General features: G+C 64.8%; 8 protein-coding genes. All 8 read right to left on the bottom strand.

The genetic code is table 11. The features are described from left to right. Positions 1–49 precede the first annotated feature (49 nt). The 8 genes from tssA to tssJ all read right to left on the bottom strand — a co-directional run bounded on the left by tssA (position 50) and on the right by tssJ (position 11,909). The gene (gene tssA / locus APH33_RS20305; protein ID WP_054886876.1) at positions 50–1,147 is read right to left on the bottom strand and encodes a type VI secretion system protein TssA; all 1,098 of its coding nucleotides are present in this window, start codon (positions 1,145–1,147) and stop codon (positions 50–52) included. A gap of 95 nt (positions 1,148–1,242) precedes the next feature. Then, on the bottom strand, positions 1,243–1,761 hold the full coding sequence (locus tag APH33_RS20300; RefSeq protein WP_054886875.1) for a type VI secretion system tube protein Hcp: 519 nt from the start codon (positions 1,759–1,761) through the stop codon (positions 1,243–1,245). A 144-nt stretch (positions 1,762–1,905) separates the two neighbouring features. Beyond that, entirely contained in the window at positions 1,906–4,398 is a 2,493-nt protein-coding gene (gene tssM / locus APH33_RS20295; RefSeq protein ID WP_054886874.1) for a type VI secretion system membrane subunit TssM, read from the bottom strand. Then, positions 4,395–5,303 carry a type VI secretion system-associated protein TagF gene (tagF, locus tag APH33_RS20290; protein WP_054886873.1) on the bottom strand — a complete coding sequence of 303 codons (909 nt, stop codon included), beginning with the start codon at positions 5,301–5,303 and terminating at the stop codon, positions 4,395–4,397. Before tagF ends, tssM begins: the two co-directional genes overlap by 4 nt. Further along, positions 5,300–9,103 (bottom strand): type VI secretion protein IcmF/TssM N-terminal domain-containing protein, encoded by a 3,804-nt coding sequence (locus APH33_RS20285; RefSeq protein ID WP_054886872.1) that lies wholly within the window; start codon positions 9,101–9,103, stop codon positions 5,300–5,302. Before APH33_RS20285 ends, tagF begins: the two co-directional genes overlap by 4 nt. A gap of 30 nt (positions 9,104–9,133) precedes the next feature. Beyond that, positions 9,134–9,850, bottom strand: a complete 717-nt coding sequence (gene icmH / locus APH33_RS20280) for a type IVB secretion system protein IcmH/DotU (protein ID WP_054886871.1) — start codon at positions 9,848–9,850, stop codon at positions 9,134–9,136. Beyond that, positions 9,847–11,190 (bottom strand): type VI secretion system baseplate subunit TssK, encoded by a 1,344-nt coding sequence (tssK, locus tag APH33_RS20275; RefSeq protein WP_054886870.1) that lies wholly within the window; start codon positions 11,188–11,190, stop codon positions 9,847–9,849. The genes icmH and tssK overlap by 4 nt, the downstream gene beginning before the upstream one ends. Continuing rightward, positions 11,187–11,909: a type VI secretion system lipoprotein TssJ gene (tssJ, locus tag APH33_RS20270; RefSeq protein WP_054886869.1), complete on the bottom strand. Its 723-nt coding sequence runs from the start codon at positions 11,907–11,909 to the stop codon at positions 11,187–11,189. Before tssJ ends, tssK begins: the two co-directional genes overlap by 4 nt. Positions 11,910–11,917: the final 8 nt, after the last annotated feature.

Below are 11,917 nucleotides of genomic sequence, written 5' to 3'. Positions count from 1 at the left end.
GACTGGGAGCGGGCTTGCCCGCGAAGAGGCCCGTAAGCCTTGCACAGGATCAGGACCTTGGCTCGCGGGTGCCAAGCACATCGCGGATGTTGTCCACCACATTGCTGTCCTTGATCACGTCGCTCAGCCAGCCTTCCAGCGGCATGTTGCCCCACTTGATGGCGCGTTCTATCAGGTAGGGCACCGGGCTTTGCGGCTCGCTCTGCTTGAAGAACTGGGCAATGCCCGCGAGCATGGTGAAGGCCTCGTCGCGGGTCAGGGGCGTGGTGCGCATGGGCGCAGGCGCGGTGGCCTGGACGGGCGTGTTCATCGGTTCACCTGCTTCGCTGGAGGGGGCAACGGTGGCGACGGGTTCTGCGGCCGGGGTGACAACCGGGTGCAGTTCGACGCCGCGGTCCTTGAGCAGTTTTTCCGCCAGCTGGCTGGCACGCGACAGCATGTCGGCTAGGCTGGCGAAGCTTGGGGCTTCGTGGCCGAACAGGCGGTCGGTGCTGGCCTGCAGGCGGTTGCAGGCCTGCAGGCTGGCGGCAATCTGCAAGGCCTTGGCGCGCAAGTGCTCGGTATCGCTGAGGGCGACCGAGCGCTGGAAGATCTCGGCGTTGATCTTGCCTTCGTTCAGCGCGGTCTGCATCGCCTTGGGGTTCTGCAAGGCGAGGTTTTCTACATGGCGTGATTCGTCATAGCGCAGCACGCCAAAATTCTGCCCCTGGGTAATGGGCAAGCCACCGGCAATGTCGGTGAGCGTGGTCTTGAGCCAGGAAAGTCGCGCGGCGCGCTCCTCCAGGCCGTCTTCGAGCGACGGATAGACGCTGTCCCAAAACGTGTCGAGGATGCGTTCTGTCAGCTCCAGGCCGAAACTGATGCCTTCGAAATGCTCGCGTTGGGCCAGGCCTTCACAGAGCCAGGCGACCAGCATCAGGTCCTTGCTCTGTTGCGCCAGCCCCTGGGCCGAAAGGGCGATGACCTGTTCCCAGTCGGCGGTTTTCAGGTCGGTCTGCCAGTCGCCCTGGGTCAGGTAGTCAGGGTCTGCCCGGCGCGCCTCCTTGATCTGGTCGAACAAGGCGGAGAAGCTCAAGTCTTCGCCACTGCCACCGTCGATCGGTGCGGCCAGCTCGGCCAGCGAAAGGTCATTGAGGATTTCAGGCATAAAACACTCTGGTCAGGGGAGGGAAGCAGCGCGCCGGGCCAGCCGGCACGCTGCGGAACATGGGCCGCCTGCGCGGCCCATGGGCAAGCAAGTACTTAGGCGAACACTTTGTTCTTGGTGCGGTCCCAGCCACCGACAATGTTGCCGCCAGCCTGGCCGTCGGTGCGGTTCTGCTGGGTGTAGGTGGTCTTGATGCGGGCGAAGTTGAAGCTGATCTCTTCGACCGGCAGGTCGCTCACCGACTTGTCTTCACCGTTCTGGTTGCCACCGGCGACGAACTTGACCGACGACACCACGACTTCTTCCATGTCGATGGTCAGGTAGGTGACCTTGTCGCCACCGGCACGGTTGACGTTCAGCTTCAGCTTGGCGATGTGCTTGCCGGTGCAGCAGTGTTCGAACAGCTTGGCCGAAGCCTTGTCGACTGCCTTGCGGATCTTGAAGTCGCTCAGGGCAACACGCTCGGAGGACGCACCGCCCGAGGAGCTGGCGGTCGCCGAGGTGGCCTGGGTGGCGCCGTACTCGTAGCCCAGCACTTCGATCCAGTCCTTGTGCTTGTCGTCCAGTACTTCGCCTGGGATGCCGTCGATTTGGATATACGCGTCAAAAGCCATTGTGAAACTCTCCATTAACATCATTTGAAGGGTTGCTCATGCACCCCTTGGTTTTGACCTCGCCGAACACGTCGGCAGAGGTAGCTTGCCGCCCTCCGGGCCTCCTCCTGTGAGGCCCGGGTGGCCGGTTCTTGCGACGCGGCCTCAGTTGAGCCCGCGCACTTCGATTTCCACCCTTCGGTTGGGCTCCAGGCACTTGATCAGCTGCGCCCGTGGCTGTTGCATGTCGCAGTTGACCAGCGGCTTGCGGCTGCCTTCACCCTGGGCGACCACCAGCTCGGCGGGCACGCCCTTGCCGACCAGGTAGGTGCGGATGGTCTGTGCCCGTTGCCTGGACACCTGCAGGTTGCCCTGGCTGTCACCGAGCTGGTCGGCGTGGCCAGAAATGACGATCTTGCCGATGTTGGGGGTATTGAGCAGTTTGCTGGCGATGGCGCTCAGCTGGTTCTGGCCTTCGTTCTTCAGGCTCTGGAAGTCGGCGCGGCCAAAGGCGAACAGCGTGTCGGACTCCAGCGTGATGGTCTCGATCGATCGCAGCGACTGGGCGCGCAGGCTGTCGATGTAGTTGCGCGAACTGGACATCAGGAAGGCGTTGTCGAGGATGCGTGGCACGTCTGGCTCACGGATCTGGTCGCTGTAGAAGTCGATCTGGCGGCTGGCGTACAGGTAGTCCTGGTTGCCGCCCTCGCTGCCGGACGCCGCCATGCTCTTGCCAGTCTGGCGGGCAATGGCCGGGTACCAGTAGTCCGGCAGCCGTGCCTTGAGGAACGCCGGGTCGGCCTTCTCGCGCTGGGCTGGCGACAGCATCACGTAGGTGTCCAGGGTCGCCTTGCCGAAGTCGGCGATCGACTGGGCGCGGTTGTCATGCGGCAGCGCTTCGACCTGGACGCTGTCGACCCCGCTCACCGGCTGCAGCTCACGGGCGTTGCGCTGGTAGACCTTGAGCGTGGTCAGCAGGTACAGGGTGCGGGTGAGGTTGTCGGCCGTGGGCTTGAGCATCACGTTCTGCAGGGTGGCGAAGTAGCGTGTGCGCAGGATCGGCTCCACCTCATGGCCGTGGTACAGCCCCAGACGCATGCCCAGGGGCACGCCCTGTTCGTGGTGCTGCTGGTAGTAGTGCGCAGTCCAGAAACGCAGGCGGTCAAGGCTGCGCCAAGCGGTGTATTGGCCGCTGGCAGCCTTGTCTTCGGCCTTGGCCTGGGCCAGTTCGCCGGAGATGCTCGCCAAAGTGGCGCGGTTGTTCAGGTACGACCAGCCCCACAGGCTGCACAGCAGCAGGCCCGCCAGGCTGGCAGCGCCCACCCAGGCGGCCTTGCGCCGGCGTTCGCGATGGTTGCTGGTGTACAGCGCCACCAAGTGCTGGTCGGGGATGATCACCTTGCGGAACAGGCTGTTGATGAACAGCGGCGCGGGGTGGCTGCCGGTACCAGCGGCGTCGGCGTCATGTTCCAGGGCAAAACGTTCGGCCACCTGCTGGCCGTGGCTGCCCCAGCGGGCTTCGTCAGCCTCCAGCGCCGCGGTGAAATAGAAGCCGCGGAGCATTTCCGCATTCTGGTAAGGGTTGGCTCGCAGCAGGCTGTCGACGAACCGTTGCAGGCGCGGCTTGAGCGCAGCCAGCTCCAGTGGGAAGCGGTAGGCGGCGTCATTCTGCCGGGTCACCTGGATGTCCTGCTGCACCAGCTGCTGGCTTGCCACTTGCTGCCAGTAACCGGTCAGCTCGTCCATCGCCTTGCCGAAGCGCTGGCCCCAATCGGCCTGCTCGTAACCCTTGTGCGAGAAGGTCTTGCCCATCACTTCGCCGCGTGCGGCATCGTCCAGCTGGCGGTAGAACGGGGTGAAGCCAGGGATCAGGTCGCACTTGGTGAACACCAGGTAGATCGGCAGGCGCACTTCCAGCAGTGAGCAGCTTTCTTGAATGCGTTCGCGCAGGCGCTTTGCCACGCGCTCCTGGTCTTCGGCCGAACCGTGCAGGATGTCGGCGATGCTGACGCTGACGATCAGGCCATTGAGCGGGCGGCGCTGGCGATGTTGACGCAGCAGTTGCAGGAAGCCGCGCCACTTGCCGGCTTCTTCGGGGCTGTTCATGTAACGCCCTGCGGTGTCCAGCAGTACCGCTTCGGAGCTGAAGAACCAGTCGCAGTTTCGGGTGCCACCCAGGCCCGAAACCCGTGCACCTTCGCGCTCGGCATAGGGGAAGTTCAGGCCCGACTGCAGAATCATGGTGCTTTTGCCTGCGGCCGGCTGGCCGATTACCAGGTACCAGGGAAGGCTATACAGCGCATCCTTGGCGGCGGTGCCACGCGGCTTGTTGCTGTGCAGGCGCTCGATGCTCTGCAGCAGGCGCTGGCGCAGCAGGCTGATTTCCTCACGGTCGGCCGGGGTGGCATTGAGCACGGCCTGGTCGGCGTCGTCGCGCAGCAGGCCTTCGAGGTTGTGGTGCTGGCCGGCACCCCGGTACAGCAGCAGTACATAGCCCGCCGACAGCATCATGAAAACGCCGATACCCGCCAGCAGGCTGTGCAGCGAGGCGAAGCCCAGGGCGCGGCCGATGGCCCAGACCAGGAAGATCGCCAGGAAGAACCCGACCCCCAGCAGGTAGGGTTGGTAACGCAGGCAGTAGTACTTGATCTTGTTCATACGGGCGTCGCATCCAGCGCATCGACGAACTGGTCGATGACGTGTTCAAGAGGTCGGTCATAGTCGTGTTTGCGCGGTGCCGCTGCCAGCGGGCCAAGCATCGCCAGGTGCTGATGCGCGTCGGCGCAGCCGCTGAGCAGGCGATAAGCGCTGCTGGCGTGGCGCGACGGGAAGCAATACAGCCGCGGGTGCATGAAGTCGTCGGCCAGCAGGCTCACCGCAGGCACGCTCGGGTGGCCGCTCATGCGCGTCAGCCAGGTCAGCCAGAGATCGGCCGTGGGGTTTTTCAGGCCGCGCTCGGCCGGCAGCGGCAGTTCGAGGCCGCCGTCGAAGTCTGCATGCAGCGCGGTGCGGCTGGCCTGCAGCCGCGCCAGCGCCGTGGCGCCGTCGAAGTTTGGCCAGGAACCGTGCAAGGCGCGGGCGACATCGGCAAAGCTGAAGTCGTGCAGGAACTTGGCGTGCACCCGGCGGAACAGGTCGAGGTCCTGGGACTGCAGCGGGCGCAGGGCCTTGATCCGCTCGAACAGGCCGGCGCTGTCGGCACCTTGCACCGCCTGCTGCAGCAATGGCTTGATCTGCGCGCTGAACAGCTCACCCAGGGTGAACGGATTGAGCAGCGCCGTACCTTCCTCGCCCTTGAGCAGCTGGAAGATGAAGAACGGATAGCGCCGCTGGCTGGCGTCACGCGAGCTGAGCAGGCCACCGAGCAGCCAGTTGCCGTTGCGTGCACGGTAGTAGAAGAAGCACCTCGGCAATGCGTCGAACAACGCCTGCCAGTCTTCGCGGTGGCGCATGGCCGCCAGCGAGGACTGCAGCCAGGCGTCGAACTCGCAGACTTCCTCCGCCGCGCCATGCATGCTGACGAAGTCCGCGCTCGACGGGAGCTTGCCGAAGCAACCGATCATTGCGCGCCCCTGTCGTTAAGGGCGCTGAGGGCCTTGACGTCACCCAGGTCGGTCAGCTTGACCCCGCCGAAGTTGCGCACCAGCAGGCTCACGCGGCCGTTGGCGGTGTTCCAGCTGAAGCGCTGCTGGATACCGTCGAGGTCTTCGACCCGGGCGCTTTCGTTCATGCGCAGCAGGCCCCAGCGCCCAGGGAAGTCGAACACGGTGACCCGTGCGCCGCTCAGGGTGACCACGTCCAGGCGCGCGCCCGGGGCATTGCTGGTGCCAGGCCAGGCAAAGCGGTTCCAGCTGCTGCGGCCGTTGCGGTAGTGCTGCTCCTGGCCATCGAGGGTGAACACGATGTCGGTAAAGCTGGCCGAAGGTTCGAGCATGATCTCGAAACCGTTGTCACGGTCTGACAGGCTGGCGATCACCTGGCCCACCGAGCTGGCCTTGTCGATGCTGTTGAGCATGCCCGGCCTGACCAGCGCCGGTGCCTTGCCATCGCCCACGCCCAGGCCTTCGCCACCGGCCAGGTTGCCGATTTCGTTGCGTTTGAAGGCCGGCAGCAGGCCGCTGTCGGGGTCGACAAAACGCTGCAGGTCTTTCACCGACGCCTCGTTGCGGCTACCGCCGGCAATCGGGTAGCGGTGCGCCATGACCTGTTCCCACGGCTTGGCGATCTGCTGCGCCCAGGCTTTGGCGATCTGCTGTCCCGCCGGGTCACGCAGCGTCGCCCAGGCGTACTGGATCGGCAGGCTGAACAGCCCCTGCAGCGAGCGCGACAGGCCGTCCTGGCTGGTATCGACGCTGCTCTCGACATAATTGCGCACGGTGGTCACTTCGCTTGGCTGGCCCTCGAGGGTTTCGCTGATCAGCTGCTTGCTGCTCTTGCCGACATCCTGCGAGCGCTGGATGTTGTTCATGCGGACCTTCAGCTTGCGCAGTGCGGCCAGGTAACGGTCCATGATGGTGCTGTCGGCACCCTCGGCGTTGTTCTCGGCGAACACCCGCGCCACGGGCTCGAAGCGCTTGGCCAGGCTGCCGTCATCGACCGCCGGCAGGGCGGGTGCGACGTTGACGGGGAGGGCGTCTTTGTTGTCGAGCAGGCCGGTGACCTTGCTCCAGAAACCGTCCTCGCGGGCGGCACCCGGAGTCGGGATGGCAGCCTTGACCGGCAGGTCCCACTGGGTGTTGTCATTGACCGCCGCCAGCAGGTTCTTGACTGGCGAGTTCTGCACGTCGCTGAGCAGGCCCAGCTGTTGGGTGGCCGAGGCCAGGTCGGCGAAGGGGCGCACGCCGACACTGCTGACCATCTTGTACCAGGCCTGGGTGTAGTCGCGCTTGTAGCGGGTCATGAACTCGCGAACGAAGTTGGCCTTCTGCACGATGGCGTCGCCACCTTCGCCATCCAGAACCCAGTCCGACTCGTTGCGCAGGTTGCCCGACACCAGCTTGATCAGCTCGGGCTTGACGAAGGTGTCCCAGCCTTGGCGAGTGTAGATCGCCGGTACGCCAGCGGAGCCGTACAGCAGTGCGCGGCCCGGTTGTGGCACCAGGTCGTTGAGGCTCAGCACTGGGAACTGGCGGCTCGATTCAAGCTGCAGGCGCAGGTATTCGCGATCGACCAGCGAGCTGGAGATCATGAACGACTTGAGGTTTTCCCGGGTTTCGTTGATCAGCTGTTCGTTACGTGGCAACGACGGTGCCTCGCCCTGTTCCAGCAGCTGCACATACAGCGGGGCGTTCTCCTCGATCACACCGGCATCGGCCGGGGTACCTTCACCGGCAGCGGTGGCCCAGGCCTGGGGCAGGTTGGCAGCGACGAACGCCGGATCCGGGTGAGCCTGGGGCTCGGTCAGCAGCAGGTACAGCTTGAGGGTGTTGTAGGCATCGATGATCGACGCCACTTGCTGCTCGTCAAGGCGTCCGAGCATCTCCTCGGACAGCGACAGGCCGCCAGTGGTGGCCGACACTTGCGCAGCATCGCTAGCGGTGGCCAGGTTGACCTTGGCGGCGTAGGCGCCGACGCGGGTATTGCCCAGCGCAGCCTGTGCCCTGGCGGCGACAGCCGGTGCCAATGGCTTGCCATTGCGCTTCTTCGGCTGCGGCGCCGGGGTGAACTCCAGTGCCTGGTTGATGCCGCTGGCGAAGGTGTTGAAGGCGCGCATCTGCACTTGCAGGCTGCGGGCGATGGGTTCCAGGGCCTGGCTGCGCAGTTGCGTCAGGTAGGCGGTGCGGGCCACCTGGTGGATTGCCTCGCCGTGGTACAGGCCGGCGCCCAGTTGCAGCGGTACACCTTGCAGGCGATGGGCCTCGACGGTGGCCATCTGTTCGCGCAGCACTTCCAGGCCCTTGCCGGCGGCCAGCAACTGCTCACGGTCTGCTGCCTGCTCGATTTGCGCCAGTTGCCCGCGCAGGCTGTCCAGCCACTGACGGTTGTTGGCGAACGACAGCGCCTGCCAGCCGATGAACAGCACCCCGGTGACGGCGGCCAGGCCCAGCAGCAGCGGGCTGAAGGCAGCCTGGCGGCCCATGCGCGACTGGAACAGGGTCAAGTCACGGTCGGGGAAGATTACCCGGCGGAAGGTGTCGGTGATGAAGTAGCTGCGGTTGCCCACGGCCTTGCCAACGGTTGCAGCGCCTTCGTCATACGCAGCCTTGAGGGCGAACTCGTCGGCGACGGCATCTTCATAGACCCGCCCCAGCTGCTGGTCGGTCTGCAACGCACTGGTGAAATACAGGCCGCGCAGCAGCAGCGGGGCGCCGCCATGCTGGCCACGGGTGAAGTGTTCGAGGAACTGTTCGAGCACACCGCTGAGGGCGGCGAAGTACTGCGGGAAGTTCAGCAGGGTGCTGTCGGCCTCGGCACCGAGGGCGATCATCTGTGCGTCGACGTGCTGACGAATGTGACCCTGCAGGTTCTTCAGGCGCGCTTGCAGCACGGCGTGCAGGCCGTTGTTGCGAATTTCGGACAGGCCGAAAGTCATGCCCAGCGGCTGCTGGCGTTGGTGCAGGTCAAGGCCGTCGAACGCCTGGTTGAAGCCCGGCAACTGGTCGGTCTTGGTCAGCATGAGGTAGACCGGCGGGTTGGCGCCCAGGCACTCTGCGTATTCTTCCACCCGCGCTACCAACTGGGCAGCCAGGGCATTGCGTTCATCGCTGTTGGCGGCCAGCAGTTCGGGCAGGCTGACCACCAGCACCAGGCCGTTGATCGCGGCCTTGCCCCGCTGCTTGCGCAACATGCGCAGGAACGCCGAAAACTCGCTCGCCGACTGGTCGTCGCGCAGGTAGCGGCCGGCGGTGTCGATCATCACGGCGTCAGGGCTGAAGTACCAGTCACAGTGCTGGGTGCCGCTTTCGCTGTCGTTGGCCGTGGCGATGCTCGCCGACAGCCCCGAATGGGTCAGCAGCGAGGTCTTGCCAGCGGCCGACATGCCGACCACCAGATACCACGGCAGGTCGGACAGCGCCGCCTTGCCACCGCCACCGGCCGAGCGGTCGGTGCGCAGCATGGCGATGGCGTGCTTGAGGCGCTCGCGCAGCACCTGCTGGTCGCGAAACTCGCCCGCAGCGTTCAACGAACGGTCCACCTCGATCTGCAGCAGGTTTTCCAGGTTATGCTCGGCGCGGATGCGCTGGTACTGGCGCAGCACGATCACCAACAGGAAACAGGCGCTGATGATCGCCAGCGCTTCGGGCACGTGATGGCGCAGCCAGGGCACCAGCGGTGCAACCAGCCAGCAGATCAACAGGCTCACCAGCCACAGCAGTGGCAGGAGAATCCAGAAACTCTTCAACAGACGCAGTAATGTTTTCATGTCTTCCTGACTCGGCTACCTGAAATGCGCTCAGGCACTGAACAGCTGGCGGATTTGTTCGGAAAGGGCGGCGACGTCCTTGTCCAGCAACCAGTCGAGCGTCAGGTACACCGCAACGCAGACCAGCGCGATCAGCGCCAGGTATACCCACAGCGGCACCTCATGGCGCAGCATCTGCGACACCTGGTCGGGCAGCGCCCAGTCCGGCGACAGGGCCTTGGGTGCCTTGCGGTAGCGGGCGATGTCCTGGCCAAGGGTGTTGGCCAGGTAGCGCAGCTGGTCCTTCTGGCCGATGCTGAACTTGCCTTCGAAACCCAGCGCCAGGCACAGGTGGTACACCTCGAGCACGTCGATGTTCTGCTTGACGTCAGCGCGTAGGGTGTCGATCTTTTCAAAGAAACCTTCACCCGCCAGGTGCACGCCGAAGTAGCGGAACTGCAGTGGCTGCAGCTCGAAATGCCGGCGCAGCTCGTTGTCACCCGAGCGCAGCACGCTTTCGTCGAGGAAGGCGCACAGCGCGTATTGGGTGTCCTTGACCTGTTCGACGCTGTAGTTGGCGGCGCGGGCTTCACGTTCGAGGTTGGCGAAGAAGCGCTCGACGCTGCCTTCGAAGGCTTGTACCGAGGTGACCTGACGGCCACGGCGCACGATCAGCGCCATGCTGATGAAGTCCTGGACCAGGTCCTTGAGCGTCGGTTTGTCGTTGGCGGCCGCGACGGCGCCCTGCTGCAGTACGGCTTCGGTCATTTGAGCACCGCCATCAGTTCAAGCTTGAGGTTGGTAAAGGCACTGGGCGCATAGAAGCAGATGGTCTGGGCATTCATCATTCGCTCATACACATGGCCGTGGGGCTCGATGGCGAAGTACTGATTGTCCAGGCGCACCGGGATCGCGTTCGGCAGCCGTGCGGCGTGGTTGAGGGTGACGCCGGGCATGGCGCTGTTGACCACCACTTCGATGTCTTCCGGCGAGCCGATCTTGAATGCCCGTGGCACCAGTTCGAGCAGGCTGGCACCGGGCATGTCGGCGTGCACCGAGACATAGAAGTCGGCTTCGACCAGACGCGGGTCGCGCAGCTGGCCTTGCCAGTACGACGGTTTGGTCTGGGTGAGGTTGATGACGATGCACTGGTTGGGCACGACGTTGTCGAGCATCACCCGGATCATCTCGTCGAGCTTGACCAGCGATGCCGCCGGGTCGTGGTGGTCGTATTCGGGGATATCGCTGAGCTGGGTGTCCAGGGTAAAGGTCAGCAGGCCGCCGGCCAGGTCGGCGAGGAACAGGTACAGGCGCTCCGGGTGCAGGCGCGGGTGGGCCAGCAGGTGGGCCAACTGCGGGTGGGCGCGGTTGACCGTGTTCAGCAGCCAGAACAGGGTGACGTCGCTGGAGCCGAACTCGGCGATCTGGTCGGCACGTTCGCGGCGCCGGCCGGACAACGCCTTGCTCTTGGCCTGCAGCGCGCCCAGCAAACGCTTGCCGATGCCGGCCAGGGTCTCGTGGTTGCCCAGGTGCAGGGTCGGGTGCACGAAGTGCGGGTCGAGGTTGAAGCCGCCCATGCTGTTGCGCGTGAGCTTGGCCAGCGGGCAGTGGCTGTAGCCGTCAAGGCTGTCACCGTCGACCAGCAGCACCACGTTCAGGCGCAGGCTGGTGATTTCGTTTTCCAGCTCGCCTTCGTTGAGGTCGGGCAGGGTGGCGAACTGCTTGCGAAACCGCCGGGCGGCCTTGTGCTCCTCGCCGTCCTCGAGGTAGTTGAGGCCGAACGGCTCGGGCAGCTTGAGCGCGGCATAGACTTTCAGCTCGTTGGCCTTTAGCAGGTCCTTGAGGTCGCGTGCCGCCGGCAGCGGGTCGTGCTGCGGCGCGTCGTACAGGCTGCCGTCGGGAAACACCAGCTTCAGGCGCTTGAGCTGCAGCGAACCGTTGGCCAAGGCATCCTCGTCCACCTGCAGCACCTGCACGCCCCAATGGAATGGGGTACCGCGCAGGGTCGCCTCGGCCAGCTGGTGCTGGTGGAACTCATCCTGGTACTGGAAGTGCTGGGGCAGCAGGAACATGCCTTCCGACCACATCACCCGGCTCTGCTTGCTCATTTGACGCTATCCACTAAAGAGTTGAGGGTTTTATCTGCGGCATTCTGTGCCGACTGGCCGGCAACGTCGGTGGCCTTGTCGAGCATCGCGTCCTGCACCTTGTCGGCAAGGGACGGTGTGGCCTGTTCGGCCTTCTGCGCGGCCGCCAGTTGCTCGGCGGTCGGTGGTTTGTTCAGCACGTCGACGCCACGCATGGCGCTGATTTCGGTTTTGTCCACCAGCACCCGCAGGCCATCGGAAGAGAACCAGATGCCATCCTTGCGCAGCGAGTTGGCGTCGAAGGCAACCTTCCAGCGTGCGTCCTGTTCGTCACGGAAGAACGCCGCCACACCCACGTAGCGTGCGCTCTTGGCCAATGGCCACTGGTCGATCTGGCCGATGCCCGGCAGCAGGGTGATCTCGCGGGCCTCCACCAGGGTGTTGCCGAGGGCCTTTTCCGGGGCGTCCCAGAGGGTCTCGGCATCGGCCGCAGCGAAACGTTCGAGGTCGGTCAGCTGGTACACGCGCATCACCACCGAAAGCGGTTTGCCCTCGGCATCGGGGTTGAGCTGGTTGCCGCCGTCGGAGGTCAGGATGACCTTCTCGCTGTCGGCCAGCATGTCGGCTGCCCAGCTGTCATCCATGCGCTTGCCGATGCGGTCGGTAACCCCACAGCCAGCCAGAGCCAGCAGCAGGGCGGCGGCGGTCAGGCGCTTGAGGGCGGTGTGCTTGTGTTGCATGACGGCTA

It is taken from the genome of Pseudomonas sp. NBRC 111130 (genome assembly GCF_001320485.1).
Taxonomy (GTDB): domain Bacteria; phylum Pseudomonadota; class Gammaproteobacteria; order Pseudomonadales; family Pseudomonadaceae; genus Aquipseudomonas; species Aquipseudomonas vlassakiae.
Note: the sequence above shows the minus strand (reverse complement) of the source record. Positions and strands in the feature narration are given on the sequence as shown.

Coding starts and splice junctions, on each gene's coding strand:
- tssA (WP_054886876.1), bottom strand. CDS start 1,147: ATGCCTGAAATCCTCAATGACCTTTCGCTGGCCGAGCTGGCCGCACCG.
- APH33_RS20300 (WP_054886875.1), bottom strand. CDS start 1,761: ATGGCTTTTGACGCGTATATCCAAATCGACGGCATCCCAGGCGAAGTA.
- tssM (WP_054886874.1), bottom strand. CDS start 4,398: ATGAACAAGATCAAGTACTACTGCCTGCGTTACCAACCCTACCTGCTG.
- tagF (WP_054886873.1), bottom strand. CDS start 5,303: ATGATCGGTTGCTTCGGCAAGCTCCCGTCGAGCGCGGACTTCGTCAGC.
- APH33_RS20285 (WP_054886872.1), bottom strand. CDS start 9,103: ATGAAAACATTACTGCGTCTGTTGAAGAGTTTCTGGATTCTCCTGCCA.
- icmH (WP_054886871.1), bottom strand. CDS start 9,850: ATGACCGAAGCCGTACTGCAGCAGGGCGCCGTCGCGGCCGCCAACGAC.
- tssK (WP_054886870.1), bottom strand. CDS start 11,190: ATGAGCAAGCAGAGCCGGGTGATGTGGTCGGAAGGCATGTTCCTGCTG.
- tssJ (WP_054886869.1), bottom strand. CDS start 11,909: ATGCAACACAAGCACACCGCCCTCAAGCGCCTGACCGCCGCCGCCCTG.